This window comes from Mesorhizobium sp. M1217, from assembly GCF_040318275.1.
Classification (GTDB): domain Bacteria; phylum Pseudomonadota; class Alphaproteobacteria; order Rhizobiales; family Rhizobiaceae; genus Mesorhizobium.
In genome coordinates this window covers 77,780-103,501 of record NZ_JAMYMA010000011.1, presented here as the reverse complement: position 1 = coordinate 103,501, position 25,722 = coordinate 77,780, and the positions used below count along the sequence as shown (strand labels likewise).

Sequence of the window (25,722 nt, the reverse complement as noted above, 5' to 3'; positions counted from 1 at the left end):
TCACCCTCTTGCCTTCTCCCCTTGTGGGAGAAGGTGGATTGGCGCGCAGCGCCAAGACGGTTGAGGGGTGTTGGACGGAGTGCCGTCGTTGCCAAGCTGGAACACCCCTCATCCGACCGCGCTTCGCGCGGCCACCTTCTCCCACAAGGGGAGAAGGGAGAACCCCAAGCGTGCGGCCTGCTTGCGTCATCGTTTCGGCTGGCGTAATGAGGCGCCGCCAACGGGTCTCATCCGCTGGACCGCACGGCATCGATCGAATGCCATATCCTATGACAGAGTCGAGATGCCGGAGATATCCATCGTCATTCCTTGCCGGAACGAGGCGGCGAACCTGCCGCTTCTGCTCGACGAGATCGGCGCCGCGATGGCCGGGCGCGACTTCGAGGTCATCGTCGTCGACGATGGCTCGACCGACGACACGCCTTCGGTGCTTGCCGCACAAGCAGCGCTTCGCCGGTTTCCGCTGCGCCATCTCAGGCATCAGAAATCCGCTGGCCAGTCGCTCTCGGTGCGTTCGGGCGCCTGGGCGGCGCGCGGCGATATCGTCGCCACCATCGACGGCGACGGCCAGAACGACCCCGGTTATATCCCAGTGTTGATCGACGCGCTGCGGCAGGCTGGTCCCGATGTCGGGGCCGCGCAGGGACAGCGTCTGAAGCGCCGCGACAGCAAGATCAAGCAGCTGGCGTCGCGTTTCGCCAACGGGCTGAGAAAGGCCATCCTGCACGACGAGACGCGGGATACCGGCTGCGGCCTCAAGGCGATCCATACCGACATTTTGAGGAAATTGCCGTTCTTCGACGGCACCCACCGCTTTGTTCCGGCGCTGGTCATCCAGGAGGGCTACCGCGTCGTCCATTGCGACGTCGTCGATCGCTCCCGCCGTCACGGCAAATCGAATTACGGCATCTTCGATCGCGGCCTGCAGGGCGTGCTTGATCTTGCCGGCGTCTGGTGGCTGCGCCGCAGGCGCCGCAGAATGCCCAAAGTAGAGGAAATCAGGCATGGGTAACGTGCTTCAGGAATTGGCGACCTGGCTTCACGATGTTTTCGTCAAGCAATTCGATGCCTGGGTTCTGCTCGGCTTCGTCGCCCAGTTCTTCTTCACCATGCGCTTTCTGGTGCAGTGGGTGGCGTCGGAAAAGGCGAAGCGCAGCGTCGTGCCGATCGCCTTCTGGTTCTTTTCGCTGTTCGGCGGCGGCCTGCTGCTGATCTACGCCATCCAGCGTCAGGATCCGGTGTTCATCGCCGGCCAGGCCATGGGCCTGTTGATCTATATCCGCAATCTCTGGCTGATCGCCAACGAGCGCAAGGCGGCGATGACGAAGGTCGATTGAGCCCTCGACCGGCCTGAAACCGGTCGAGCAAGCAATCCAGATTACTGGCCGTCCAGCCCGCCGTAGGACCTTACCAGCCGGACCATATCGGCCGAATCGGCAGTCTCGCTCTCGAGCCCCTCGGCGACACCGACGCGGTCGGCGGCCGGGCGGTTCTGGCTGACTTTCCATTTGCCGCTGATTTCGGTGATTTCGATCTCTAGGCCGACGATGCCTTTGATCTGCGACTGGATGAAGGGTGCCGGCGCGTCGGTCACCGCCCACGGCGCCGAGCGGCTGCCCTCCTGCGACATCGTCAGATCGGAAATCTGCTCGGCCAGCCAATCCTGGTCTTCGATCACCGTGACGATGCCGCGCACCTGGACGATGGCGTAGTTCCAGGTCGGTACCACCTTGCCGGTTTCACGCTTGGTCTCGTACCAGGACGGCGTCACATAGGCATCGGCGCCCTGGAAGACGACCAGCACCCGCGCCAGGGGATTGTCGGCCAAAAGCCGCCATTGCGGATTGGCCTTGGCCAAATGGGCGCGCAGCCTGCCGTTCGGTGGCACATCCGCGTCTAGAAGAAAGGGAATCGCGTTGGCGACCGGCCCCTCGACGCCGTTCGACACCAGCAGGCCAAGCGGATGCGCCCGGATCAGCCCGTGCAGGACGTCCTGCCGTGTTTCCTGGAAGTGAGGCGGTTGGTACATCGCCGATTATCTCAGCCGCTTCGGCCGTGGGTCGGACAATTCCCCGGCCAGCCGGCGATCGAGGTAGTCGGCGCATTCCTCGATCAGAAGCTCGGCATGGTTGGCAAAGAAATGGTTGGCGCCGGGCAAGGTCTTCTGGGTGATGGTAATGCCCTTTTGCGTGTGCAGCTTGTCGACCAGGCCCTGCACGTCCTTGGGCGGCGCGACCTTGTCGGCGTCACCGTGGATGATCAGGCCGGACGACGGGCAGGGTGCCAGGAACGAGAAATCATAGGTATTGGGCTGCGGCGCGATCGAGATGAAGCCTTCGATCTCGGGCCGGCGCATCAGAAGCTGCATGCCTATCCACGAGCCGAACGAATAGCCGGCGACCCAGCAGCTCTTGGAATCCGGATGCAGCGACTGCACCCAGTCGAGCGCCGCGGCGGCGTCGGACAACTCGCCGGTGCCGTGGTCGAATTCGCCCTGGCTGCGGCCGATGCCGCGGAAATTGAAGCGCAGCGTGGTGAAATTGCGCTTCTGGAACATGTAGAAGAGGTCGTAGACGATCTTGTTGTTCATCGTACCGCCGAACTGGGGGTGCGGGTGCAGGACGATGGCAATCGGCGCGCTCTTTTCCTTCGAGGGCTGATAGCGACCCTCCAGGCGGCCGGCCGGACCGGTAAAAATGACCTCAGGCATGAAATACTCCACTTGGCATAAACTGCGCGGCGCCCGGAACAACTCTTCCTCTGGCCCAGTCTTCCCTAGGCCCCAGTCTTCCCTAGGCCTTGACGCAGGGCGAGCGTCTTTCTAGAAGCTAGTTTAGAATTGTTCAAAACTGGGCGGCCAAAAAATTGTGGCTCGGCCACCCGCGCCGCAAGCCGCGTAAATAGGACGTCTTGCCTTGCAATTTCAAGGAAATAACGCGCTATCTTCGCGAAACGGCTTTTGAAGGGACCAGTTGGACGGAAATGGCCGGAGCACGCGCCTATCTCGACTACAACGCCAGCGCGCCGCTGCTTGCCTCGGCGCGCGCGGCCGTGGTCGCTGCGCTCGACGTCGCCGCCAACCCGTCCTCGGTCCATGCCGAGGGCCGCGCTGCACGGCGGCTGATCGAGGATGCTAGGCGCGACCTGGCACGACTGGTCAGCGCCAAAGCAGAGCATGTCGTGTTCACCTCCGGCGCTACGGAAGCGGCCTCGACGCTGCTGACGCCGGACTGGCATATGGGGCGCGGCGCCATCCGCATGAGCCGGCTTTACGTGTCCGAGGCCGATCATCCTTGCCTGCTGAATGGCGGGCGCTTCCCGGCCGCGCAGCTGACGCGGATCGGCGTCGACGCCGATGGCATCGTCAGGTTCGACGCCTTGGCGGCAGCGCTCGGTGCGCATGACAAGGCCGACGGCTTGCCGCTGGTAGCCATCCACGCCGCCAACAACGAGACCGGCGTGATCCAGCCGGTTGGCCGCATTGCTGAAATCGTCAAGGCGGCGGGTGGCATCCTGGTGGTCGATGCCGTGCAGGCGGTCGGCCGCATTCCGCTCGATATGTCAATGGGTTACGCCGATTATCTGATTCTCTCCTCGCACAAGATCGGCGGCCCCAAGGGCGTCGGCGCCATTGTCGCGGCGTCGGACTTGATGATGCCGAAGCCGCTGGTCAGCGGCGGCGGCCAGGAAAAGGGCCATCGCGGCGGCACCGAAAACCTGGCGGCGATTGCCGGGTTTGGCGCGGCGGCGCGTGAGGCGCTTGCCGGCTTGCAAACGATCGATGCGGTGCGGCAACGTCGCGACGAAATCGAGGCGATCGTGAAAACGCTGGTTCCGGATGCCGAATTCTTCGGGACCGGCGCGCCAAGGCTTGCCAACACCACATTCTTCGCTATTGCCGGCATCAAGGCCGAGACGGCGCAGATCGCCTTCGACCTGGCCGGTGTGGCGCTGTCGGCCGGATCGGCCTGTTCATCGGGCAAGGTCGGGCCTAGTCACGTGCTGAAGGCCATGGGTTATGGCGACAGCCTTGGCGCGTTGCGCGTGTCGATCGGTCACGCGACCGGCGCTGAAGACATCGAGCTGTTCCGTTCGGCGCTGGCGACGATCGTCGCGCGGCGGGCAAACAGGGAAAAGGCCGCCTGAGCGCGGCAACGTGACATTTGGGCCTTACGGCCTGGTAGAGCCGTCGTTCGCATTTGGCCGGGTGAATTTCCGGCATGAACGCACTATATGAAACTTACGCCACTTCGGGTGCCCAGGGGTGCTCGCTTGCGGTGCCATAGTTTGAAAACTGCCGGGCCTTGACCCCGGCGTGGATGGAGAACGCTGATGCCTGCTGTGCAGGAGACGATCGATCGAGTTCGAAAGATCGATGTCGACCAGTATAAATACGGATTCCAGACCGAAATCGCGATGGACAAGGCCCCCAAGGGCCTGAGCGAAGACATTATCCGCTTCATTTCGGCGAAGAAGGACGAGCCGTCCTGGATGCTGGAATGGCGCCTGGAAGCCTATCGCCGCTGGCTGACGCTGGACGAGCCGAAATGGGCGCGCGTCCACTATCCCAAGATCGATTTTCAGGACCTCTACTATTACGCGGCGCCCAAGAGCACGCCCGGACCGACCTCGCTCAGCGACGTCGATCCCGAACTGCTGAAGGTCTACGAGAAGCTCGGCATTCCGCTCAGGGAACAGGAGATCCTCGCCGGCGTGCAGAAGACCGATGCCTCGGAGCTCGAGGAAGCCAGCGACAATGTCTACAAGTCGGGCCGTGTCGCTGTCGACGCGGTGTTCGATTCGGTCTCCGTCGTCACCACCTTCAAGAAGGAGCTGGCGCAGGCCGGCGTCATCTTCTGCTCGATCTCGGAAGCGATCCGCGAGCATCCGGAGCTGGTGAAGAAATATCTCGGCTCGGTCGTGCCGACCTCCGACAATTTCTACGCAACGTTGAATTCGGCGGTGTTCACCGACGGCTCCTTCGTCTTCGTCCCCAAGGGCGTGCGCTGCCCGATGGAATTGTCGACCTATTTCCGCATGAACGAGAAGAACACCGGCCAGTTCGAGCGCACGCTGATCATCGCCGAGGAGGGTGCTTACGTCTCCTATCTCGAAGGCTGCACGGCACCGCAGCGCGACGAGAACCAGCTTCATGCCGCGGTGGTCGAACTGATCGCGCTCGACGATGCCGAGATCAAATATTCGACGGTGCAGAACTGGTATCCTGGCGACGCCGAGGGCAAGGGCGGCATCTATAATTTCGTCACCAAGCGCGGCGACTGCCGCGGCCATCGCTCGAAGATTTCGTGGACGCAAGTCGAGACCGGCTCGGCCATCACCTGGAAATATCCGAGTTGCATCCTGCGCGGCGACGATTCCAGCGGCGAGTTCTATTCGATCGCCGTGTCGAACGGCTACCAGCAGGTCGACAGCGGCACCAAGATGATCCATCTCGGCAAGAACACGTCGAGCCGCATCATCTCCAAGGGCATTGCCGCCGGTTTTTCGCAGAACACCTATCGCGGCCAGGTCTCGGCGCACCGCAAGGCGACCAACGCCCGCAACTTCACCAATTGCGATTCCCTGCTGATCGGCGACCAGTGCGGCGCACACACCGTGCCCTACATGGAAGCCAAGAATTCGACGGCGCAGTTCGAGCACGAGGCCACCACCTCGAAGATTTCCGAGGACCAGAAGTTCTACGTCATGCAGCGCGGCATCCCGGAAGAAGAGGCGATCGCGCTGATCGTTAACGGCTTCGTCAAGGACGTCATCCAGCAACTGCCGATGGAGTTCGCGGTCGAGGCGCAGAAGCTGATCGGCATCAGCCTCGAGGGCTCGGTCGGCTGACCGGATAAGAATTTTCAGGAAAAAGAAAAAATGCTTGAGATAAAAAACCTGCACGCCCGCATCGTCGATGACGGCACCGAGATCATCCGCGGCCTGAACCTGACGGTCAGGGCCGGCGAGGTTGCCGCCATCATGGGCCCCAACGGCTCGGGAAAGTCGACGCTGTCCTACATCCTCGCCGGCCGCAAGGACTATGAGGTCACCGAAGGCGACATCCTCTACAACGGCCAGTCGATCCTCGAAATGGATCCGGCCGAGCGCGCAACCGCCGGCATCTTCCTCGCCTTCCAGTATCCAATGGAGATACCGGGCGTGGCGACCATGGAATTCCTGAAAGTGGCGATGAACGAGCAGCGCAAGGCGCGCGGCGAGGAACCGCCGAAGATCCCGGAATTCCTCAAGCGCGTGAAGGAAGCGGCCGCCTCGCTCAACATGGATATGGCGATGCTGAAGCGGCCGCTCAATGTCGGTTTTTCCGGCGGCGAGAAGAAGCGCGCCGAGATCCTGCAGATGAAGCTGCTCGAGCCGAAACTGTGCGTCCTCGACGAGACCGATTCCGGCCTCGACATCGATGCTCTGAAGATCGTCGCGGATGGCGTCAACACGCTGCGCTCGCCGGACCGGGCCATCGTTGTCATCACCCACTACCAGCGCCTGCTCCAATACATCGTGCCGGATACGGTGCACGTGCTCTACAGAGGCCAGGTGATCAAGTCGGGCGACAAGTCGCTGGCGCTCGATCTCGAGGCCAATGGCTATGCCGGCGTGATCGGGCAAGCCGCGTGAGATGCCAGCAGGCCCGGAAGGCAAGCCAAACAAGGCGATACTGATGAACATGCACACGACACCCCAGCGAACATTGGCCGAAACGGCGCTGATCGACGCCTTTGGCGAGCGGCTGTCGCTGCTGCCCGGCGACGGCGCGGTGATGCTGAAGCGCGACGACGCCATCGAGGCGATCAAGGGCGGCCTGCCGACGCGGCGCATCGAATCCTGGCATTATACGGACCTGCGCCGGCTGCTGACCTCGGTGCCGGACTTCGATCCGGCAGCGGTCGCGAAAGCCATTGCGCCGATCGTCGAAGACTCCTCGGTTTTGCCGGTCCTGAACGGGGTTTCGAGCGCGAAACTGCCCGGTATCGATGGCGTCGCCGTACAGCGCCTGTCGGAGAAGCTGACCGACGGCAGCATCGCGCCGGGGTTGGATCCCTATGGCACCGATGACGCGATCGGCGCGCTGAACACCGCCTTTGTCGCCGACGGCTATTTCGTCGACATCGCCGACGGTGCCGAACTGGAAAAGCCGCTTGAGCTGCAGAATTTGCAGGCCGGTGGACAGACGCATGTACGCCTGGCCGTCCGCGTCGGTGCCGGCGCCAAGGCTGTCATCGTCGAGCGCCAGGCGGGCGAGGGGGCGGCGCTGGTCAGCTCGGTCAGCCAGCTTGTGCTTGGCGAGGGCGCCGAAGTGACATGGCTCATCGTGCAGGAGCAGCCGGATACGGCAACACATCTCGCCCAGTTCAAGGCGCATCTCGGCAAGAATTCGAAACTGACGCTGTTCGTCATGAATGCCGGCGGCAAGCTGGTGCGCCAGGAGGTCGTCGTGAGGACGACCGGCGAGGGCGCCGACTTCACGCTGCGCGGCATCAATCTTTTGGCCGGCGACACCCATACCGACGTCACCATGGTGCTCGACCATGCCGTGCCGCACACCGCCTCGACCGAAGTCATCCGCAACGTGGTGACCGGCAAGGCGCGCGGCGTCTTCCAGGGTCGTATCAACGTCCACCAATATGCGCAGAAGACCAACGCCAAGATGGCCTGCAACACGCTGCTGTTGTCGGACGACGGTGAGTTTTCGACCAAGCCGGAGCTTGAAATCTTCGCCGACGACGTCGTTTGCGGCCATGGCGCGACCGTCACCGAGATCGACCACAGCCATCTGTTCTACCTGATGGCGCGCGGCATCGACGAGAAGACCGCGCGCGGCCTGCTGGTCAAGGCCTTCGTCGCCGAAGTGATCGAGGAACTGGACGACGAGGCCATCGTCGAGGCGCTGGAACGACGGCTCGACGATTGGTTTTTGACGCACGGGTAGAATTGGCCGAGGGGTGCTGGACGGAATGAGGCGATGCCTCGAGAGAGCTTGTGATGGACCAGAAAGTCGAAAACATTCCCTACGACGTCGAGGCGATCCGCCGCGACTTCCCGATCCTGTCGCGGCAAGTCTACGGCAAACCGCTGGTCTATCTCGACAATGGCGCCTCGGCGCAGAAGCCGCAGGCTGTGCTCGACGCCATCCAGCACGCCTATTCCCAGGAATACGCCAACGTCCATCGCGGCCTGCATTTCCTGTCGAACGCCGCGACCGACGCCTATGAGAACGCGCGCAAGATAGTACAGAGATTTCTCAACGCGCCGAGCACCGACAACATCGTCTTCACCTCGAACACCACGGCGGCGATCAACACCGTCGCCTATGGCTTCGGCATGCCCAATATCGGCGAAGGCGACGAGATCGTGCTGTCGATCATGGAGCACCACTCCAACATCGTGCCGTGGCATTTCATCCGCGAGCGGCAGGGCGCAAAACTGGTCTGGGTGCCGGTCGACGATCTCGGCGTCTTCCACATCGAGGAATTCGAAAAACGGCTGACCGACCGCACAAAGCTGGTCGCTATCACCCATATGTCGAATGCGCTGGGCACGGTCACGCCGATCAAGGAGATCGTGCGCATTGCGCACGCCCGCGGCATTCCGGTGCTGGTCGACGGCAGCCAGAGCGCCGTGCATATGCCGATCGACGTGCAGGATCTCGACTGCGATTTCTTCGTCTTCACCGGCCACAAGGTCTATGGCCCGTCGGGCATCGGCGTGCTCTACGGCAAGAAGGATATTCTGGAGCGGATGCGCCCGTTCATGGGCGGCGGCGAAATGATCGAGGAGGTGACGCAAGACATCGTCACCTACAACGACCCGCCGCACCGTTTCGAGGCCGGCACGCCGCCGATCGTCCAGGCGATCGGGCTGGGTGCGGCGCTGGAATACATGGAAAAGATCGGACGCGAGCGCATCGCCGCCCATGAGGCCGATCTGAAGGACTATGCGCATGAAAAACTGCGCGCCATCAACTCGCTGCGCATCTTCGGCGATGCGCCTGGCAAGGGCGCCATCATCTCGTTCGAGCTGCAGGGCATCCACGCGCATGATGTGTCGATGGTCATCGACCGGCAGGGCGTGGCGGTGCGCGCCGGCACGCATTGCGCCCAGCCGCTGTTGAAACGCTTCGGCGTAACATCCACATGCAGGGCGTCGTTCGGCATGTATAATACCAGGGCCGAAGTCGATGCTTTGGCCGATGCGCTGGAAAAGGCGCGAAAGTTCTTCGGGTGACGACCATGGATGATGCCAGCCACACCGCCGAGACCAATTCGGAAACGACGACCAATGCGGCGGTTTCCGGATCGACAATCCCCGCCGACGAATTGGCGCGGCTGACAGACGACATCGTCTCGGCGCTGAAGACGGTCTATGACCCCGAAATCCCGGCCGACATCTACGAGCTCGGCCTCGTCTACAAGATCGACATCGAGGACGACCGCTCGGTCAAGATCGACATGACGCTGACCGCGCCGGGCTGCCCGGTGGCCGGTGAAATGCCGGGCTGGGTCGAAAACGCCGTCGGCGCCGTCGAAGGCGTTTCCGGCGTCGAGGTCAACATGACCTTCGACCCGCCTTGGTCGCCCGACCGCATGTCGGAAGAGGCACAGGTAGCGGTGGGGTGGTACTAGCATCCGACCAGCCAAAGGCTGGCGCACTTGCGCCGGGTACAAAACTTCACCATTTTAGGTGAGGAATCATTCGGCAGACCTTGAACCTGCGCGCAATGGAGAAGGAAAGAATGGGACGCTTTGCCGTCATCACGATGACCGAAAAGGCTGCCGACCGGGTGCGCGAGATCGTCGCGACCCGTGAGAATGCGCATGGCATTCGCCTCGGCATCAAGAAGGGCGGCTGCGCCGGCATGGAATATACGGTCGACCTGGTGACCGAGCCCAACACCAAAGACGACCACATCGAGCGTGACGGCGCCCATGTCTATGTCGCGCCAGAGGCAGCACTTTTCCTGTTCGGCACCGAGATGGACTTCGAGCAGACCACGCTGCGCACCGGCTTCACCTTCCGCAACCCGAACCAGAGCTCGGCCTGCGGCTGCGGCGAATCGGTCGAGTTGAAGCCCGCCGATTTGAAGGCACTGGCCGAAGCCCGCGCTTCGGCCTGAGGCTTTTCCTTCGGCGTCCCCGGCGGCAATCGCATATGGGAGCCCCCTCATCCGGCCCTTCGGGCCACCTTCTCCCCGATGGGGAGAAGAGGCTGGCGCCAGCGCTGGCGACTTCCTCTCCCCTCGGGGAGAGGTCGGATTGCCCCGAATTGCCCTTCGCAATTCGGTTGGCAATCCGGGTGAGGGGGCGCTTGCCCATACGCGATAGCGAACGGGGAGAAGAAACGCTAATCCACCCACATCCCGGTTCGTTTGTGCCAGTCGGCGATCGACTCTTCCGGGTAGACATCGAAGACCTTATCGCCCTTGCCGATATCGGGCTCGACCCAGTTCGCCTTGTATTTCAGCATCAGATGCACCTTCTCCGGCGGCTTCGGCAGGTTTGTGTCGATCGCCGAGGCAAACGGATGCACCAGCTCCGGCCAGGTTGGATCGTAGAGCCAGAGTGCCGTCCCGCATTTCGTGCAGAAATTCCGTTCGCCCGTCGAGATCTCGCGTTGCGGGTGCTCGTCGTCCTCGATCTCGGCCCGGTAGACGCCGAGATGGCGCTTGCCCTCGATTTTCAGCGTCTCGTAATCGGCGCCGAGATTGATGGCGAAACCGCCGCCGCCCTGCTGCTTGCGGCAGATCGAGCAGTAGCACAGCATGAACGGCACCGGCGTATGGCTTTCCACCTCGAAACGCACGGCATTGCACCGGCAGGACCCTTTGAGCAGAAGCGGCATGAAAAACTCCGATGAAACTGATTCTGAACTTGTCAGGATGGTGCCGGTAGCGGCGATGACAAGGGGAAATCCCGGTGACATGATCGCGCCATGGACAACGAGCGCATAGAAGAGCTTTTCGAAGGCCTCGGCCCGGTCAGCATCCGCAAGCTGTTCGGCGGCAAGGGCATCTATTTCGATGGCGTCATCGTCGCCATTGTCATCCGTGGCGAATTGATGCTGAAGGCCGACGCCGAAAGCGCCCCGGATTTCGAAGCGGCCGGCTGCCGGCAATGGACCTATACCGGCTCGCGCCACGGAAAGCTGGTGTCGATGCCCTATTGGAGCGTTCCCGACAGCGCGTTCGACGATCCCGACGAGATGGCGATCTGGGCGCGCCGCGCCTACGAGGCAGGACGGCGCGCCGGCAAATAGGCTGCACCATGCTTCGGCAATTCTGGGCCGCATTTCACGCCAGGTTCCGCGCCTCGGGCACGAGCGCCAGCGCTTCGGCAAAGCCGGCGCTGGTGAAAGCGGCGCTCTCGACGGTGAGCATAGCTGCGGCAACGCCTTCGCACAGTGCCGCGCGCAGCGTCAGGCCGCGCAGCCGGGCGGCGATCGTGGCACCTGCCAGCGCGTCGCCGGCGCCGCTCATATCCGCCCGCTTGTGTATCGGCGGTGGCAGGATCGAAAATGCGCCGGTTTCGTCGAAACCGAGCACTGGATCATCGCCGGCGGTCACCACGCCGCTTTTCAGACCGGCGCGTCTCAGGCCGTCGACGATGCCTTGATCATCAGCATCGATGTCGACGCCGGCGAGCACGCCGGCCTCGTGCCGGTTCATGAAGGCGAGTGCCAGAAGGTTAAGCACCGGCGTCAGCCGCGCCGCTTTGCTGGGCGAGACGGCAAGCGCAAACACCGGCTTGCCGGCGGCGAGAGCAGCCAGCCGCGCCACTGCGGAAGACGGCAGGTTGGCGTCGCACAACACCGCGTCGGCTGAATCGATCGCTTCGCGCACCTTGGCGCGGCGGATCTGCTTGGGAAGCGCCAGCTCGTAGAGCACCATGTCGGCAAGGCCGGCGATCAGCCCGCCGTCGCTATCGACCAGCATCGTATGGCTTGGCGTCGCGCGGTCGAGGAACACCGCCGACAAATCGGCAATGCCGGCGTCGGTGACGGCGCGTAAAACCGTGTCGCCCAGGGCATCGCCGCCGCGCACCGAAAGCAGCGAGGCCGAGACGCCGCGCCGCACCGCACAGCGCAAGGCGTTGAAGGCGGCGCCGCCGACATGCTCGCGCATCGTGCCGGGGTTGGAAGCGGCCGGCACGAAGGCGCCGGCAACCCGGCCGCGCCGCTCGATATAGGCGCCACCCACGGCCAGGATCGTCGGGGATTTCATCATGCCGGCAAAATGCCCTTTGCTGTTGCCCGGGAGGAGACTAGGTCGCCGGGCGGAACCCTGCAATCGCGGGTGCGATTCGGATGGTGACGGCAACGGCGCCGCATGCGAGGCGGGAGACGTCCGGAAGCAAAATTGTGAAACAAAAATAGAACAAATGTAGATATCCCTTATTTTTCAAACCCTTGGGGCTCATTGACAAATGAGAACAAACGAGGTACATTCTTTTAAGGATTGCGGGATTGTCCGGCCTCCATTGACGACCACGGGGTGATGTATCATGGCTCAGAATTCTTTGCGGCTTGTAGAGGACAAAGCGGTGGACAAATCAAAGGCTCTGGATGCGGCGCTGTCGCAAATCGAGCGTGCCTTCGGCAAGGGTTCGATCATGCGGCTCGGCGCGAACGAGCAGGTCGTCGAGATCGAAACGGTGCCGACCGGCTCGCTTGGGTTGGACATCGCGCTTGGCGTCGGCGGCCTGCCGCGCGGCCGCATCGTCGAGATCTACGGACCGGAAAGCTCGGGCAAGACGACGCTGGCGCTGCACACGGTGGCCGAAGCCCAGAAGAAGGGCGGCATCTGCGCCTTTGTCGATGCCGAGCATGCGCTCGATCCGGTCTATGCCCGCAAGCTCGGCGTCGATCTCGAAAACCTGCTGATCTCGCAGCCCGATACCGGCGAACAGGCGCTGGAGATCTGCGACACGCTGGTGCGCTCCGGCGCCATCGACGTGCTGGTGGTCGATTCGGTGGCGGCGCTGACGCCGCGGGCCGAAATCGAAGGCGAGATGGGCGATTCGCTGCCCGGCCTGCAGGCCCGCCTGATGAGCCAGGCACTGCGCAAGCTCACCGCCTCGATCTCGCGCTCCAACACCATGGTCATCTTCATCAACCAGATCCGCATGAAGATCGGCGTGATGTTTGGTTCGCCCGAGACGACGACCGGCGGCAACGCGCTGAAATTCTATGCCTCGGTCCGCCTCGACATCCGCCGCATCGGCTCGGTCAAGGATCGCGACGAGGTCGTCGGCAACCAGACCCGCGTCAAGGTCGTCAAGAACAAGCTGGCGCCGCCCTTCAAGGTGGTCGAGTTCGACATCATGTATGGCGAGGGCGTCTCCAAGACCGGCGAGCTGGTCGATCTCGGCGTCAAGGCTGGCGTGGTCGAAAAGTCGGGCGCCTGGTTCTCCTATAATTCGCAGCGTCTCGGCCAGGGCCGCGAAAACGCAAAACTGTTCCTGCGCGACAATCCCGACACGGCGCGCGAGATCGAATTGGCGCTGAGGCAGAATGCCGGATTGATCGCCGAGAAATTCCTTGAGAACGGCGGCTCCGAAAGCAGCGACGACGGTTTCGAGGACGACGCCGGGGCGATGTAGGAAAAGCGACGTCTCCCGGAGCGTCAGCCAGGTTTGGATTTGATGTTTTGATTTTGAGTTTGCGTAATCGGTACATTTTGAACCGCCGGCCCCGTGCCGGCGGTTGGCGTTTGACGGCGAGTCAGACGCATTTCAAAGCGCCGGTGAAAGCCGGGATTTGAGCCCATTTGGTGTTTCTGGACAGGCTGCGGTGCGACCGCTAAAAGGCCATGTCTATTTTCCGCCGGCAGCCGGCGGTTCTCTCGAAAAGGCAGTATTCATGAGTGGCGTCAACGAGATCCGGTCGGCATTTCTCGACTATTTTCGCAAGGAAGGTCACGAGGTCGTCGCGTCGAGCCCGCTGGTGCCGCGCAACGACCCGACGCTGATGTTCACCAATGCCGGCATGGTGCAGTTCAAGAACGTTTTCACCGGTCTGGAGAAGCGGCCCTATTCGCGTGCGACGACTGCCCAGAAGAGTGTTCGTGCCGGCGGCAAGCACAACGACCTCGACAATGTCGGCTACACCGCGCGACACCTGACTTTCTTCGAGATGCTCGGCAATTTCTCCTTCGGCGATTATTTCAAGGAGCGCGCCATAGAGCTTGCCTGGAACCTGATCACCAGGGAGTTCGGGCTGAAGAAGGACAAGCTGCTGGTCACCGTCTACCACACCGACGACGAGGCCGCCTCCTACTGGAAGAAGATCGCCGGTCTTTCCGACGATCGCATCATCCGCATCGCGACCTCGGACAATTTCTGGGCAATGGGCGACACCGGACCGTGCGGGCCGTGTTCGGAGATATTCATCGACCGTGGCGAGCACATCTGGGGTGGCCCTCCCGGCAGCCCCGAGGAGGATGGCGACCGTTTCCTCGAATTCTGGAACCTGGTGTTCATGCAGTATGAACAGGTGACGAAGGACGAGCGCGTCGACCTGCCGCGTCCGTCGATCGACACGGGCATGGGCCTCGAGCGCATGGCCTCCATCCTGCAAGGAGTTGATAGCGTCTTCGAAACCGACCTGTTCCGCCACCTGATCGACGCTGCGTCGTCGGCGCTTGGCCGCGGTCCGGATGCGGACACCGTCGCATCGTTCCGCGTCATCGCCGACCACTTGCGTTCGTCCTGCTTCCTGGTCGCCGACGGCGTGCTGCCGTCCAACGAAGGGCGGGGCTACGTGCTTCGTCGCATCATGCGCCGCGCCATGCGCCACGCGCAGTTGCTCGGCTCGAATGAGCCGCTGATGTGGAAGCTGGTGCCGGCGCTGGTCCGCGAGATGAGCCAAGCCTACCCGGAACTGGTGCGCGGCGAGCAGATGATCACCGAGACGCTGAAGCTTGAGGAAACTCGTTTCCGCAAGACGCTGGTGCGAGGCTTGGGCTTGCTTTCGGAGGCGACGGAAAAGTTGGTCTCCGGCGACATGCTGGATGGCGAGACAGCGTTCAAGCTCTACGACACCTATGGCTTTCCGCTCGATCTGACGCAGGACGCGCTGCGCCAGCGCAACATCTCGGTCAACCTTGCCGGCTTCACCGAGGCGATGGAGCGGCAGAAGGCGGAGGCGCGCAAAAGCTGGGCTGGTTCCGGTGAGGCCGCAACCGAAACGGTATGGTTCGCGGTGCGTGAGGAGAACGGCGCCACCGAATTCCTGGGCTATGAGACCGAGCAGGCGGAAGGCCTCGTCCAGGCGCTGGTCAGGGACGGCAAGACCGTCGACAGTGCCGGCAAAGGCGACGCCGTTGCCGTGGTTGTCAACCAGACGCCGTTCTATGGCGAGTCCGGTGGCCAGATGGGCGATACCGGCGTCATTTCAGGCGACGGGTTCTCGATCGAGATATCCGATACGCAGAAGAAGGCCGATGGGCTTTTCGTCCATGTCGGCAAGGTGGCCAACGGCACCGTCAAGACGGGCGCGACCGTCGAGCTGAGGGTGGACCACGCGCGCCGCTCCAGGCTGCGCGCGAACCATTCCGCCACGCATCTGATCCATGAGGCGCTGCGCGAGGTGCTGGGTACCCATGTGGCGCAGAAGGGCTCACTGGTCGCGCCCGAGCGTCTGCGCTTCGACATCTCCCACAACAAGCCGATCTCGCCGGACGAGCTCGAAGAGGTCGAGCGCATGGCAAACGAAATCGTCGTTCAGAATAGCCCTGTAACCACGCGCCTGATGTCGGTCGACGACGCCATTGCCGAAGGCGCCATGGCGCTGTTTGGCGAGAAATATGGCGATGAAGTGCGCGTCGTTTCGATGGGCACGGGCCTGCATGGCGCCAAGGCCAACCGGCCCTATTCGGTCGAGCTATGCGGCGGCACCCATGTCAGGGCGACCGGCGATATCGGCCTGGTGCGCATCGTGTCCGACAGCGCGGTCGCTGCCGGCGTGCGCCGCATCGAGGCGTTGACCGGCGAGGCGGCCAGAAAGCATCTCGACGAGCAGGACAAGCGGCTGAAGGCGGCCGCCGCCGCGCTGAAGATTTCGCCGGCCGATGTGCCGGCCCGCGTCGAGGCACTGCTCGACGAGCGCAAGAAGCTCGAAAAGGAGCTGACCGAGGCGCGCAAGAAACTGGCGCTCGGCGATCGCTCGCCAGCCGGTGTGCCTGCGGAAAACGAAACGATTGCCGGTGTCGGTTTTCTCGGCAAGGCGGTATCGGGCGTCTCGCCAAAGGATTTGAAGCCGCTGGCCGATGCCGGCAAGAAGTCGCTCGGCTCCGGCGTCGTCGTCTTTGTCGGCGCCGGCGAGGACAACAAGGCGAGCGTCGTCGTCGCGGTCACCGATGATCTGACCGGCCGCTTCAGCGCAATCGATCTGGTGCGCGTCGCGTCCGCGGCATTGGGCGGGCAGGGCGGCGGCGGTCGACCCGATATGGCCCAGGCCGGCGGCCCGGACGGCTCGAAGGCCGAAGACGCGATCGCTGCGGTGAAAGCGGCTCTCGAGACGGCGTGAACCTGCACCGGGGGCGGGCACGGCCGAAATGGCGCGCCGCCCAGCGGACATCCTTGAGGGCCTGATATGCCGACGCTGACGATGTATCAGGTCGACGCCTTTGCCGAACAGGCCTTCCAGGGCAACCCTGCCGCCGTTCTCCTTTTGGAGGAGTGGCTGCCGGAGCAGGTAATGCAGGCCATCGCCAACGAAAACAATCTTGCCGAAACGGCGTTTGTGCGGGCGAATGGCAAAGGTTGGGATTTGCGCTGGTTCACGCCGGTCCATGAAGTCGACTTCTGCGGCCATGCCACTCTTGCGGCCGCCCATGTGCTGACCACGGAATACAGTGGTCAGGGCGAAATGGCCTTCGCCACCCGGGTGGGCGAGTTGCGGGTTTCCCAGCGGGAAGGGGCCTATCAGCTCGATCTGCCGTGTTTTCCGCCGCAGCCCGTCGAGGAAGAGCTGAAGTCGGCGCTGCAAGCGATATTGTCTCAGCGGACGGTTGCGGGCTTCCGCAATTTCGAGAACCTGTTTGTCGAGCTTGCCGACGAGACAAGCGTGCGATCTTTCGTTCCCGATCTGCTCAGGATCGGACGTTTTCATCCTCTCGGCCTGGTCATTACCGCGCCTGGGCAGGCCCATGATTTCGTCTCGCGTTATTTCGTGCCCGGAGCAGGCATTCCCGAGGATCCGGTAACCGGCTCCATTCATGCGACGCTGGTGCCTTACTGGGCTGAAAAACTCGGCAAGACGCATCTGTCGGCATTCCAATACTCGCAACGCGGCGGGCACTTGCTATGCGAGCTGGCCGGAGATCGCGTGCTGATCACAGGCCGTGCGAAGACCTTTATGAAGGCGGAGATCTACCTTCCCGATTGAGCGGTATTTCGCAGTGGGTCGCCTTCGGCGAAGCTGCCGATCTCCCCCTTTGCGGGGGAGATGCCCGGCAGGGCAGAGGGGGGTGCTGTCCCTCCGACTGTCAGCCCAATCGGAGCCACGTTCTCAGGCCGTTCCCAATTGGAAAGGATCAGTCGAAGGTTAGCGATCCTTCACACCCCCCTCTGTCCTGCCGGACATCTCCCCCGCAAGGGGGAGATTGGATGTCACTTCGGCTTTCGCTAATCACCAGAAGGCCTATTGCCGAATGCTTGTCTCCTCACTCTGCCTTTTCGGTCTTCGCAAAACCCGCACGCGCCGCGATGCGCACATACCAATCCTGGATATCGGCAAACTCCGCCAGCAGTTTTCGCCCCTCGGCGACCTTGACGAAATAGCCGATGATCGGTGCGGCGTGCAGGTCGGCCAGCGTCAGTTCCGTCCCCAACAGCCAAGGCCCTTCGGCTTTCAGCGAAGACAGCGCCTGCAATGCCGTTCTCGCCTGCCTCAACCCGTTGGCGATCACGGCTTCGTCGGGCGGCGTTTTTTCCAGCCGCTCGACGGCGACATCCCAGACCATGGCCCTGTAGGCGTAGGCGTCGAGCAGGCCGGTGATCTGGTTCATGCGTGATCGAGGCCGGGCTTCGACCGGTTGCAGCGCCGGGCCGTCAAAGGCTTCGTCGACATAACGGGCAATCGCGCCGGTCTCGTAGAGGCGAAAGCCGTCATGCTCGAAGGCTGGGATGCGGCCGAACGGCTGGTGCTCGAAGTACCAGCCGGGAATGCCGTCCGCCGCAAAGATGTCGACGGGCACCAGCTCGTAGCCGACGCCCTTTTCCTCGAGCACCAGCCGCACGATGCGCACATAGACGCTGTAGTCCGCGCCGTAGACGACGGGCTTGTCCATGTCGGAGGAGCTCAGGCCATCGCCTTCTGCAAATTCTCGTCGATCTTGTCGAGGAAGCCGGTGGTCGAAAGCCATGGCTGGTCGGGACCGATCAGCAGCGACAGGTCCTTGGTCATGAAGCCGGACTCGACCGTCTGGATGCAGACCCGTTCCAGCGTCTCGGCAAAACGCTTCAGTTCGGCATTGTCGTCGAGCTTGGCGCGGTGGGCGAGGCCGCGCGTCCAGGCAAAGATCGAGGCGATCGAATTGGTCGAGGTCTCCTCGCCCTTCTGGTGCTGGCGATAGTGGCGGGTGACGGTGCCGTGCGCGGCCTCCGCCTCGACGGTCTTGCCGTCCGGCGTCATCAGCACCGAGGTCATCAGGCCGAGCGAGCCGAAGCCTTGCGCCACCGTGTCCGACTGCACGTCGCCATCATAATTCTTGCAAGCCCAGACATAGCCGCCCGACCATTTCAGGCTGGAGGCCACCATGTCGTCGATCAGCCGGTGCTCGTACCAGAGTTTCTTGGCCTTGAACTCGGCTTCGAACTCCGCCTCGTAGACCTCCTGGAAGATATCCTTGAAGCGGCCGTCATAGGCCTTGAGGATGGTGTTCTTGGTCGACAGGTAGACGGGGTAATTGCGCAGCAGGCCGTAATTCAGCGAGGCGCGGGCGAATTCGCGGATCGACTCGTCGAGATTGTACATGGCCATGGCGACACCGGCGCCGGGTGCGTCGAAGACGTCGTGCTCGATCACCTGGCCGTCCTCGCCGACGAACTTGATCGTCAGCTTGCCCTTACCGGGAAAGCGGAAGTCGGTGGCGCGGTACTGGTCGCCGAAGGCGTGGCGGCCGACGATGATCGGCTTGGTCCAGCCGGGCACCAGCCGCGGCACGTTCTTCATAATGATCGGCTCGCGAAAGATGGTGCCGCCGAGGATGTTGCGGATGGTGCCGTTCGGCGACTTCCACATCTTCTTCAGCTTGAATTCCTCGACGCGCTGCTCGTCGGGCGTGATCGTCGCGCATTTCACGCCGACGCCGTATTTCTTGATGGCATTGGCCGAATCGATGGTCACCTGGTCGTTGGTGGCGTCGCGGTGCTCGATACCGAGATCGTAATATTCGAGCTTGAGGTCGAGATAAGGGTGGATCAGCTTGTCCTTGATGAACTGCCAGATGATGCGGGTCATCTCGTCGCCGTCGAGTTCGACGACCGGGTTCGCCACCTTGATCTTCGCCATGGAAAGAATGCCTCGCTTTTGGAGAACGGAACGGCCTTGCCCGCACGGCTGCCGGCCCTGGGATGCGGCCCGTATATCAAAGGCTTTTTGGCCGCGCAAACGGCGAACCGCGCCGTAGTGCCGGCATTCTTTGCGAAAGCTTCATTTTCGCCGCCAAATGTGGCAGGGGACTGCGAAATGCCGCAAACAGCAGTTCATTGACAACCATGACCGCCACCCAGGATCCCGACAACCCTCTTGCCTCCGGAACGCCTGCGTCCGGACCGGCGATCATCCTGGTCGAGCCACAGCTCGGCGAGAACATCGGCATGGTTGCACGCGCCATGGCCAATTTCGGCCTTGCCGAACTGCGCCTCGTCAATCCGCGTGACGGCTGGCCGAGCGAGAAGGCGCGTGCCGCGGCAAGCCGCGCCGACCATGTCATCGATGCCGTCGAGGTGTTCGACGACCTGGCCTCGGCAGTCGCCGACTTGAACTTCGTCTTCGCCACCACGGCGCGCGCGCGCGACAATTTCAAACCGGTGCGCGGCCCGGTCGAGGCGGGCAGGGCGCTGCGCGCGCGGCAGCGGGCCGGCCAGCGCACCGGCATCCTGTTCGGCCGCGAGCGCTTCGGCCTCTATAATGACGAGGTCGGCCTTGCCGACGAGATCATCACCTTCCCCGTCGATCCAGCCTTCTCCTCGCTCAACATCGCCCAGGCGGCCCTGCTGATGTCCTATGAATGGATGAAGTCCGGCCTGGAAGACGAGACCAGGACCAACTTCTCCGGTCCCGAAATGCCGCCAGCTGCCAAGGAAGAATTGCACGCCCTGTTTGCGTATCTGGAAGGTGCACTGGAGGCGCGCGGCTATTTCCGCCCGGCACCGAAGAAGCCGAAGATGGTCGACAATTTGCGCGCAGTGCTGACCCGCCCCGGTTTTGCCGAGCCGGAGCTCAAGGTGCTACGCGGTATTATATCATCGCTGGACAGGTTCTCGCCGGCCATGCCACGCGGCGACGGATCGCCCGGCGACGATCCAAGGCGGCTCCCGGCGGCCGCGGCACGCGCCGGAAAGGCGAAGGACAAAGACTAGCCTTCGAGTTACCCATATCTCACCAGTAACCGAATGTTATTTGATGTGATCCATTGTCTGGAAAACGATGGATCCTCGGATGTTTAGCTCGGATATCGGTCGTCCTCGCTTTTTCTTCTATTCGGCGGCCTTGCTGGTTGCGGAAATCGTGACCTTTGTGCTGTGCGTCGTGCTGACCATCGGCATCGAGGGTTTGGCCAATTCGAAGCCCGGACCTTCCAGGGAAGGGCTGGCCGCGGCCGTTCTCGTCGCCTCGCTGGTGATTGTTCTGTTCCGCGCGAATTTCGCCTGGCGTCGAAGCCGCGATGCACAAGGGTCCGGTTGGATCCTTTGGTCGTATATCGTGTTCTCGACCCTGTTTGCGATTCTGCAGGCCGGCACTGTTCTTGTCGTAAAGTTCGACGGCGACGAGTCGCATTCCGGCCTTAACCTGCTGGGATTAGCTCTCGTCGGGCTGTGGGCGGTCATCTTGGCGGCCAAGCCGGCGGGCGGTAGCTCTTCGGATATGGCGTCATCCCTGAGTTTCGACGATTTCGACCCGCCCGGGCCGCTGCGCGGCGCCGCGGCGCCCCATTCAGAGTCGGCCGCCGGCGTGGCGGCCCTGGCTCCGGCCTATGCCATGCGGGCCGCACCGGTGCCGTCGAACCACCCTGCATCTCACCCTGCATCTCCGGCGAACGGCCGGCCGCGGGCCGGCGGCTTCGGCAAGCGGGGCCTTGTGTGACCGTCTCGCCGCATCAAGGCCATGATGGTTCCAGATAGAAGCGGCCGGGATAAAGCATCATTGGCCGAAGCAAAAAGCATGGGCCGAACCTTCTCTCGTGATCTCGTTTGTGATTCCCAGGCCTTAGTGACTCAATGATAATGACCAGTCCATCGAGCGCCCGTCCGATCCTGATGTTCGATTCCGGCATTGGCGGCCTCACTGTGCTGCGTGAGGCGCGCGTCCTGATGCCTGACCGCCGCTTCATCTATGTCGCCGACGACGCGGCGTTCCCCTTCGGCGCCTGGGAGGAGCCGGCGCTGAGAACACACATCCTAGAGTTGTTCGCCAGGCTGCTCGAACGGTTTTCGCCGGCTATTTCGGTCATCGCCTGCAACACCGCCTCGACGCTGGTCATCGATGCGTTGCGCGAGAGGTTTCCCGGCCACCCTTTCGTCGGCACCGTGCCGGCCATCAAGCCAGCGGCGGAACGCACGCGCTCAGGCCTAGTTTCGGTGCTGGCTACGCCCGGCACCGTCAAGCGCCAGTACACGCGCGACCTGATCAGCAAATGGGCGCAGAAATGCCATGTCCGCCTGGTCGGCAGCGACAAGCTGGCGGGATTGGCCGAAGCCTATATGCGCGATGGTTTTGTCGACGAGGACGCCGTGCGCGCCGAGATCGCGCCGTGCTTCGTCGAGCATGACGGGTTACGCACCGACATCGTCGTGCTTGCCTGCACCCATTATCCGTTTTTGGCCAACCGCATGCGCAAGACAGCACCTTGGCCGGTCGACTGGCTCGACCCGGCCGAGGCGATCGCACGCCGCGCGCTGTCGCTGCTCGCCGATACCGAGGCCCGTTATCGCAGAGAGGTACTGCCGGAAGGCGCCGATTTTGCCGTCTTCACCTCGAACGAGGCCGATTTTCCGACGCGCCGGCTGATGCAGGGATTTGGCCTGGCGGTATCCTGACCCCAGGCACTTTGGTGCTCCGGGAACATCAGCCCAGGGCGATGCGTTCTTTTCTCATTGAGGAACAGGAGAAACGATCATGCCAGCCACCTCGAAAGCCCAGCAGAAAGCCGCCGGTGCTGCACTGTCCGCCAAGCGTGGCGAGACCAAGAAGAGCGAGCTCAAAGGCGCGTCGAAGGGAATGTATAAATCCATGAGCGAAAAACAGCTCGAGGAATTCGCCGAGACCAAGCGCAAGGGCCTGCCGGAAAAGAAATCGAAACACTGATCGACTGACCATTCTGGCGGCGGATGCCGGTCGATAAAAAGCCCGCGGCTGAGCCGCGGGCCCTGAAGTCTCAACCGGCGAGGGCGAAAATTACCAGTTCCATCCCCAACCGCAGCGCCGCACTTTGTAGCGGATGACCTTGCGATGACCGTGCCGCCACACCACCTTCTTCTTGACCACGATGCGGCAGACCTGGTGATGCCTGTGGCCGTGCCAATGCCGGGCCTGCGCCGGCTCGGGCGCGACCGCCATCGTGCCGGCCATCACCGCGGCTCCTACCAACGTAAGGAAGAACTTCTTCATGCGAATTCCAGCTCCTCTGACTTCAGTCCCTTCCTGATGCCGCTGGCGCAACCTCCCGCCACATCCGGCACGTTCTACAACCGCAACACTATCCGGTTCGGCGATTCGCGCCAGCCGGAAGCTTGACAGCGGTTAAATCTCCGTTTAACCAGCCCACCAACACCGGGCCGCAATGCCCGGTGGTTTTCTTTATGTGTGCAAGACGTTTGGAAGCCGGTTTTAATTTCCTGATGTCCTGTTTGAAATGACGTGTCCCGTGGGTTTTCCGTCGCGTTGCGTGGAAAACCCTGTCAGGTCTCGAAAACGGGGGCCAGAGGAGGGCGCGTTTCCTTCACCCGGACCATGAGGTTCCGGGTGTGTTGTTTTGAAAGGGAATGCGATGAGCAAGCGCGAATCCGCGAAGTACAAGATCGACCGCCGTCTTGGCGAAAACATCTGGGGCCGCCCGAAGTCCCCGGTCAACAAGCGTGAATACGGCCCCGGCCAGCATGGCCAGCGCCGCAAGGGCAAGCTTTCCGATTTCGGCCTGCAGCTGCGCGCCAAGCAGAAGCTGAAGGGCCACTATGGCGACGTTTCGGAAAAGCAGTTCCGCAAGGTCTATGAAGAGGCGGACCGCCGCAAGGGCGACACCTCGGAGAACCTGATCGGCCTGCTCGAATCGCGCCTCGACGCAGTCGTCTACCGCGCCAAGTTCGTACCGACCATCTTTGCGGCGCGCCAGTTCGTCAATCACGGCCACGTCAACGTCAACGGCAAGCGCGTCAACATCGGCTCGTACCGCTGCAAGCCGGGCGACGTCATCGAAGTGCGCGAGAAGTCGAAGCAGCTGGTCATCGTGCTGGAATCGGTGGGCCTGGCCGAGCGCGACGTGCCCGATTACATCGAGGCCGACCACAACAAGATGACCGCCGCCTTCACGCGCATCCCCGGCCTGGCCGACGTTCCGTTTGCTGTGCAGATGGAACCGAATCTGGTCGTCGAATTCTATTCGCGCTGATCGGCGCGTTCGTACGCGATACAAGCGAAGGCCGCCCTATCGGGGCGGCCTTTTCTTTTTCGTTCCTTTTTCGCGGCGTGATTCCGAAATCGATTTCGATTTTCAGTTCGATGCGCTACTGCGGGCGGCAACAGGACTTTAGGGCCGACGCGCCGTGAACATGCAGCCAGACGCCGAAACGCTCGAACCGGTCGCCTACGCCGAAGGCGGCTTTCATCCGCTGTTTGCCGATGTGCCGTCCTCCGTCGAGTTCAACAAGCTGCGCAAGCGGCTGCTGCGGCTTGCCCGCCAGGCGATCGACGATTTCTCAATGGTGAGGCCCGGCGACCGCTGGCTGGTCGCTCTGTCGGGCGGCAAGGATTCCTACGGCCTGCTTGCCGTGCTGCTCGATCTCAAATGGCGCGGGCTGCTGCCGATCGAGCTGTTGGCCTGCAATCTCGACCAGGGCCAGCCGAACTTTCCCAAGCACATATTGCCCGACTATCTCGACAGCCATGCCATTCCGCATCGCATCGAATATCAGGACACCTATTCTGTGGTCATCGACAAGCTGGCCGAGGGCAGCACCTATTGCTCGCTGTGTTCGCGGCTGCGGCGCGGCCATCTCTATCGCATTGCCCGCGAGGAGGGCTGCTCGGCGCTGGTGCTCGGCCATCACCGCGAAGACATTCTGGAAACCTTCTTCATGAACCTGTTCCATGGCGGACGCCTCGCCGCCATGCCGCCGAAGCTGCTCAACGACGAAGGCGACGTCATGGTGCTGCGGCCGCTCGCCTATTGTGCGGAAGCCGATCTCGAGAAATTCGCCGGCGCCATGAAATTCCCGATAATTCCGTGCGATCTGTGCGGTAGCCAGGAAGGCCTGCAGCGCAACGCCATGAAAGCGATGCTCGACGACATCGAGAAGCGCATGCCCGGCCGCAAGGACACCATGATCCGTGCCATGGCCAATGTGCGGCGCTCGCATCTGCTCGACAGGACGCTGTTCGATTTCGCCGCCCTCAACGATGCTCTTAACGCAAAGCAAGACGGTCCCCATGACATTTGACGACAGCGCGATCGACTGGCTTGCCGACCTTCTGTCGGACGCTGCCGTCGCCGAGATCATGCCGCGCTTTCGCCGGTTGAGTGAGGGCGACGTGCGTCGCAAGACCTCGGCCGCCGATCTTGTGACCGAGGCCGACGTGAATGCCGAGCGGCTCATCGCCGCCAGGCTGCTTCAGCGGTATCCCAAGGCGATGATCGTCGGCGAGGAGGCCTGCTCCGACGACCCGACGCTGCTCGACGGTCTCGGCGATGCCGAACTCGCCTTCGTCGTAGACCCGGTCGACGGCACCTTCAACTTCGCCTCCGGCGTGCCGCTGTTCGGCGTCATGCTTGGCGTCGTGGTCAAGGGCGAGACGGTCGCCGGCATCATCCACGATCCCGTCGGCAAGGACTGGCTGGTCGGCGTCAGTGGCGCCGGCAGTCATATTCGGCACGCGCATGGCAATTTCGAAAAAGTCCATGTCGCCAAACCGGCGCCGATATCGGAAATGACTGGAGCGGTCTCGTGGCACTATCTACCCGAGCCGGACCGCTCACGCCTGGCGCGCAATCAGACCAAGTCGCTGTCGCAGTTCAACTATCGCTGCGCAGCCCACGAATACCGCCTGCTGGCCAGCGGCCACGGCCATTTCGTCGTCTATAACAAGCTGATGCCGTGGGACCATCTGGCCGGCGTACTGATCCATGCCGAGGCCGGCGGTTATGCCGCGCGCTTCGACGGCAGCGCCTATCTGCCGTCACATGTCGGAGGTGGCCTGCTGGTCGCGCCGGACAGGGAAAGCTGGCGGGAGCTGCGCCGCGAGCTTTGGGCGGAATAGTTTTATCCGCCA

Annotated in this window: 27 protein-coding genes; 20 read left to right on the top strand and 7 right to left on the bottom strand. The window is 62.6% G+C overall.

Annotated features, from left to right (window positions below):
• Positions 1-283 precede the first annotated feature (283 nt).
• Together NKH37_RS19730 and NKH37_RS19725 are read left to right on the top strand one after the other, a co-directional pair.
• Entirely contained in the window at positions 284-1,012 is a 729-nt protein-coding gene (locus tag NKH37_RS19730; RefSeq protein ID WP_031211231.1) for a glycosyltransferase family 2 protein, read from the top strand.
• A complete protein-coding gene (locus NKH37_RS19725; RefSeq protein WP_023674681.1) occupies positions 1,005-1,337 on the top strand; it encodes a lipid-A-disaccharide synthase N-terminal domain-containing protein in 333 nt (110 codons plus the stop codon). The genes NKH37_RS19730 and NKH37_RS19725 overlap by 8 nt, the downstream gene beginning before the upstream one ends.
• A gap of 41 nt (positions 1,338-1,378) precedes the next feature.
• On the opposite strand, the gene NKH37_RS19720 is transcribed toward NKH37_RS19725, so the two are convergent.
• On the bottom strand, positions 1,379-2,029 hold the full coding sequence (locus NKH37_RS19720; RefSeq protein WP_023674682.1) for an FMN-binding negative transcriptional regulator: 651 nt from the start codon (positions 2,027-2,029) through the stop codon (positions 1,379-1,381).
• A gap of 6 nt (positions 2,030-2,035) precedes the next feature.
• Positions 2,036-2,710: an alpha/beta hydrolase gene (locus tag NKH37_RS19715; protein WP_023717356.1), complete on the bottom strand. Its 675-nt coding sequence runs from the start codon at positions 2,708-2,710 to the stop codon at positions 2,036-2,038.
• A 272-nt stretch (positions 2,711-2,982) separates the two neighbouring features.
• On the opposite strand from NKH37_RS19715, the gene NKH37_RS19710 reads away from it, so the two are divergent.
• The 7 genes from NKH37_RS19710 (at position 2,983) to sufA (ending at position 10,132) form a co-directional block, all read left to right on the top strand.
• Complete coding sequence (locus NKH37_RS19710; RefSeq protein WP_353005492.1) at positions 2,983-4,146, top strand: cysteine desulfurase family protein; 1,164 nt, start codon at positions 2,983-2,985, stop codon at positions 4,144-4,146.
• 186 nt (positions 4,147-4,332) lie between these two features.
• A complete protein-coding gene (sufB, locus tag NKH37_RS19705; protein ID WP_352857116.1) occupies positions 4,333-5,850 on the top strand; it encodes a Fe-S cluster assembly protein SufB in 1,518 nt (505 codons plus the stop codon).
• 30 nt (positions 5,851-5,880) lie between these two features.
• Positions 5,881-6,636 (top strand): Fe-S cluster assembly ATPase SufC, encoded by a 756-nt coding sequence (gene sufC, locus NKH37_RS19700; protein ID WP_353005491.1) that lies wholly within the window; start codon positions 5,881-5,883, stop codon positions 6,634-6,636.
• A 43-nt stretch (positions 6,637-6,679) separates the two neighbouring features.
• The gene (gene sufD, locus NKH37_RS19695) at positions 6,680-7,948 is read left to right on the top strand and encodes a Fe-S cluster assembly protein SufD (RefSeq protein WP_353041294.1); all 1,269 of its coding nucleotides are present in this window, start codon (positions 6,680-6,682) and stop codon (positions 7,946-7,948) included.
• Between the two features lie 53 nt (positions 7,949-8,001).
• Positions 8,002-9,243 carry a cysteine desulfurase gene (locus tag NKH37_RS19690; RefSeq protein WP_352495793.1) on the top strand — a complete coding sequence of 414 codons (1,242 nt, stop codon included), beginning with the start codon at positions 8,002-8,004 and terminating at the stop codon, positions 9,241-9,243.
• 5 nt (positions 9,244-9,248) lie between these two features.
• Positions 9,249-9,641, top strand: coding sequence for an SUF system Fe-S cluster assembly protein (locus NKH37_RS19685; protein WP_023717362.1), 393 nt, complete (start codon positions 9,249-9,251; stop codon positions 9,639-9,641).
• Positions 9,642-9,751: 110 nt separating this feature from the next.
• Positions 9,752-10,132 (top strand): Fe-S cluster assembly scaffold SufA, encoded by a 381-nt coding sequence (gene sufA / locus NKH37_RS19680; RefSeq protein WP_006206001.1) that lies wholly within the window; start codon positions 9,752-9,754, stop codon positions 10,130-10,132.
• Positions 10,133-10,359: 227 nt separating this feature from the next.
• Here sufA and NKH37_RS19675 read toward each other — a convergent pair whose 3' ends face one another.
• Positions 10,360-10,857 carry a GFA family protein gene (locus NKH37_RS19675; protein ID WP_023717363.1) on the bottom strand — a complete coding sequence of 166 codons (498 nt, stop codon included), beginning with the start codon at positions 10,855-10,857 and terminating at the stop codon, positions 10,360-10,362.
• Between the two features lie 90 nt (positions 10,858-10,947).
• Here NKH37_RS19675 and NKH37_RS19670 point away from each other — a divergent pair, with 90 nt between their 5' ends.
• Positions 10,948-11,271, top strand: coding sequence for a TfoX/Sxy family protein (locus NKH37_RS19670; RefSeq protein WP_023717364.1), 324 nt, complete (start codon positions 10,948-10,950; stop codon positions 11,269-11,271).
• A gap of 34 nt (positions 11,272-11,305) precedes the next feature.
• Here NKH37_RS19670 and NKH37_RS19665 read toward each other — a convergent pair whose 3' ends face one another.
• The gene (locus NKH37_RS19665; protein ID WP_352587726.1) at positions 11,306-12,238 is read right to left on the bottom strand and encodes a carbohydrate kinase family protein; all 933 of its coding nucleotides are present in this window, start codon (positions 12,236-12,238) and stop codon (positions 11,306-11,308) included.
• 277 nt (positions 12,239-12,515) lie between these two features.
• On the opposite strand from NKH37_RS19665, the gene recA reads away from it, so the two are divergent.
• From recA to NKH37_RS19650, 3 genes are all read left to right on the top strand, one after another.
• On the top strand, positions 12,516-13,613 hold the full coding sequence (gene recA, locus NKH37_RS19660) for a recombinase RecA (protein WP_023717366.1): 1,098 nt from the start codon (positions 12,516-12,518) through the stop codon (positions 13,611-13,613).
• Between the two features lie 259 nt (positions 13,614-13,872).
• The gene (alaS, locus tag NKH37_RS19655; protein ID WP_352855828.1) at positions 13,873-16,539 is read left to right on the top strand and encodes an alanine--tRNA ligase; all 2,667 of its coding nucleotides are present in this window, start codon (positions 13,873-13,875) and stop codon (positions 16,537-16,539) included.
• A 66-nt stretch (positions 16,540-16,605) separates the two neighbouring features.
• Positions 16,606-17,400 carry a PhzF family phenazine biosynthesis protein gene (locus tag NKH37_RS19650; RefSeq protein ID WP_023717368.1) on the top strand — a complete coding sequence of 265 codons (795 nt, stop codon included), beginning with the start codon at positions 16,606-16,608 and terminating at the stop codon, positions 17,398-17,400.
• Positions 17,401-17,677: 277 nt separating this feature from the next.
• Here the strand turns inward: NKH37_RS19650 and NKH37_RS19645 are convergent, their stop codons facing one another.
• Positions 17,678-18,304 carry a glutathione S-transferase family protein gene (locus tag NKH37_RS19645; RefSeq protein WP_023717369.1) on the bottom strand — a complete coding sequence of 209 codons (627 nt, stop codon included), beginning with the start codon at positions 18,302-18,304 and terminating at the stop codon, positions 17,678-17,680.
• 11 nt (positions 18,305-18,315) lie between these two features.
• Positions 18,316-19,527, bottom strand: coding sequence for an NADP-dependent isocitrate dehydrogenase (locus NKH37_RS19640; RefSeq protein ID WP_023717370.1), 1,212 nt, complete (start codon positions 19,525-19,527; stop codon positions 18,316-18,318).
• Between the two features lie 206 nt (positions 19,528-19,733).
• Here NKH37_RS19640 and NKH37_RS19635 point away from each other — a divergent pair, with 206 nt between their 5' ends.
• From NKH37_RS19635 to NKH37_RS19620, 4 genes are all read left to right on the top strand, one after another.
• Complete coding sequence (locus tag NKH37_RS19635) at positions 19,734-20,600, top strand: RNA methyltransferase (protein ID WP_023717371.1); 867 nt, start codon at positions 19,734-19,736, stop codon at positions 20,598-20,600.
• A gap of 79 nt (positions 20,601-20,679) precedes the next feature.
• Positions 20,680-21,324 (top strand): DUF805 domain-containing protein, encoded by a 645-nt coding sequence (locus NKH37_RS19630; protein ID WP_023717372.1) that lies wholly within the window; start codon positions 20,680-20,682, stop codon positions 21,322-21,324.
• Between the two features lie 140 nt (positions 21,325-21,464).
• Positions 21,465-22,277, top strand: a complete 813-nt coding sequence (gene murI, locus NKH37_RS19625; protein WP_023717373.1) for a glutamate racemase — start codon at positions 21,465-21,467, stop codon at positions 22,275-22,277.
• A 79-nt stretch (positions 22,278-22,356) separates the two neighbouring features.
• Entirely contained in the window at positions 22,357-22,545 is a 189-nt protein-coding gene (locus tag NKH37_RS19620; protein WP_023717374.1) for a DUF3008 family protein, read from the top strand.
• A gap of 90 nt (positions 22,546-22,635) precedes the next feature.
• Here NKH37_RS19620 and NKH37_RS19615 read toward each other — a convergent pair whose 3' ends face one another.
• The gene (locus NKH37_RS19615) at positions 22,636-22,848 is read right to left on the bottom strand and encodes a hypothetical protein (RefSeq protein WP_023674706.1); all 213 of its coding nucleotides are present in this window, start codon (positions 22,846-22,848) and stop codon (positions 22,636-22,638) included.
• A 379-nt stretch (positions 22,849-23,227) separates the two neighbouring features.
• Between NKH37_RS19615 and rpsD the strand changes: the two genes are divergently transcribed.
• The 3 genes from rpsD (at position 23,228) to NKH37_RS19600 (ending at position 25,710) form a co-directional block, all read left to right on the top strand.
• A complete protein-coding gene (gene rpsD / locus NKH37_RS19610) occupies positions 23,228-23,845 on the top strand; it encodes a 30S ribosomal protein S4 (RefSeq protein WP_023717376.1) in 618 nt (205 codons plus the stop codon).
• Positions 23,846-24,005: 160 nt separating this feature from the next.
• Positions 24,006-24,893 carry a tRNA 2-thiocytidine(32) synthetase TtcA gene (gene ttcA / locus NKH37_RS19605; RefSeq protein WP_352481309.1) on the top strand — a complete coding sequence of 296 codons (888 nt, stop codon included), beginning with the start codon at positions 24,006-24,008 and terminating at the stop codon, positions 24,891-24,893.
• Positions 24,883-25,710 (top strand): inositol monophosphatase family protein, encoded by an 828-nt coding sequence (locus NKH37_RS19600; protein ID WP_352481171.1) that lies wholly within the window; start codon positions 24,883-24,885, stop codon positions 25,708-25,710. Before ttcA ends, NKH37_RS19600 begins: the two co-directional genes overlap by 11 nt.
• Positions 25,711-25,722: the final 12 nt, after the last annotated feature.

Coding starts and splice junctions, on each gene's coding strand:
- murI (WP_023717373.1), top strand. CDS start 21,465: ATGACCAGTCCATCGAGCGCCCGTCCGATCCTGATGTTCGATTCCGGC.
- NKH37_RS19615 (WP_023674706.1), bottom strand. CDS start 22,848: ATGAAGAAGTTCTTCCTTACGTTGGTAGGAGCCGCGGTGATGGCCGGC.
- NKH37_RS19725 (WP_023674681.1), top strand. CDS start 1,005: ATGGGTAACGTGCTTCAGGAATTGGCGACCTGGCTTCACGATGTTTTC.
- NKH37_RS19635 (WP_023717371.1), top strand. CDS start 19,734: ATGACCGCCACCCAGGATCCCGACAACCCTCTTGCCTCCGGAACGCCT.
- NKH37_RS19665 (WP_352587726.1), bottom strand. CDS start 12,238: ATGATGAAATCCCCGACGATCCTGGCCGTGGGTGGCGCCTATATCGAG.
- NKH37_RS19720 (WP_023674682.1), bottom strand. CDS start 2,029: ATGTACCAACCGCCTCACTTCCAGGAAACACGGCAGGACGTCCTGCAC.
- NKH37_RS19710 (WP_353005492.1), top strand. CDS start 2,983: ATGGCCGGAGCACGCGCCTATCTCGACTACAACGCCAGCGCGCCGCTG.
- rpsD (WP_023717376.1), top strand. CDS start 23,228: ATGAGCAAGCGCGAATCCGCGAAGTACAAGATCGACCGCCGTCTTGGC.
- NKH37_RS19645 (WP_023717369.1), bottom strand. CDS start 18,304: ATGGACAAGCCCGTCGTCTACGGCGCGGACTACAGCGTCTATGTGCGC.
- NKH37_RS19650 (WP_023717368.1), top strand. CDS start 16,606: ATGCCGACGCTGACGATGTATCAGGTCGACGCCTTTGCCGAACAGGCC.
- recA (WP_023717366.1), top strand. CDS start 12,516: ATGGCTCAGAATTCTTTGCGGCTTGTAGAGGACAAAGCGGTGGACAAA.
- sufD (WP_353041294.1), top strand. CDS start 6,680: ATGAACATGCACACGACACCCCAGCGAACATTGGCCGAAACGGCGCTG.
- NKH37_RS19640 (WP_023717370.1), bottom strand. CDS start 19,527: ATGGCGAAGATCAAGGTGGCGAACCCGGTCGTCGAACTCGACGGCGAC.
- NKH37_RS19730 (WP_031211231.1), top strand. CDS start 284: ATGCCGGAGATATCCATCGTCATTCCTTGCCGGAACGAGGCGGCGAAC.
- NKH37_RS19630 (WP_023717372.1), top strand. CDS start 20,680: ATGTTTAGCTCGGATATCGGTCGTCCTCGCTTTTTCTTCTATTCGGCG.
- sufA (WP_006206001.1), top strand. CDS start 9,752: ATGGGACGCTTTGCCGTCATCACGATGACCGAAAAGGCTGCCGACCGG.
- NKH37_RS19670 (WP_023717364.1), top strand. CDS start 10,948: ATGGACAACGAGCGCATAGAAGAGCTTTTCGAAGGCCTCGGCCCGGTC.
- ttcA (WP_352481309.1), top strand. CDS start 24,006: ATGCAGCCAGACGCCGAAACGCTCGAACCGGTCGCCTACGCCGAAGGC.
- NKH37_RS19690 (WP_352495793.1), top strand. CDS start 8,002: ATGGACCAGAAAGTCGAAAACATTCCCTACGACGTCGAGGCGATCCGC.
- sufB (WP_352857116.1), top strand. CDS start 4,333: ATGCCTGCTGTGCAGGAGACGATCGATCGAGTTCGAAAGATCGATGTC.
- NKH37_RS19600 (WP_352481171.1), top strand. CDS start 24,883: ATGACATTTGACGACAGCGCGATCGACTGGCTTGCCGACCTTCTGTCG.
- sufC (WP_353005491.1), top strand. CDS start 5,881: ATGCTTGAGATAAAAAACCTGCACGCCCGCATCGTCGATGACGGCACC.
- NKH37_RS19675 (WP_023717363.1), bottom strand. CDS start 10,857: ATGCCGCTTCTGCTCAAAGGGTCCTGCCGGTGCAATGCCGTGCGTTTC.
- alaS (WP_352855828.1), top strand. CDS start 13,873: ATGAGTGGCGTCAACGAGATCCGGTCGGCATTTCTCGACTATTTTCGC.
- NKH37_RS19715 (WP_023717356.1), bottom strand. CDS start 2,710: ATGCCTGAGGTCATTTTTACCGGTCCGGCCGGCCGCCTGGAGGGTCGC.
- NKH37_RS19620 (WP_023717374.1), top strand. CDS start 22,357: ATGCCAGCCACCTCGAAAGCCCAGCAGAAAGCCGCCGGTGCTGCACTG.
- NKH37_RS19685 (WP_023717362.1), top strand. CDS start 9,249: ATGGATGATGCCAGCCACACCGCCGAGACCAATTCGGAAACGACGACC.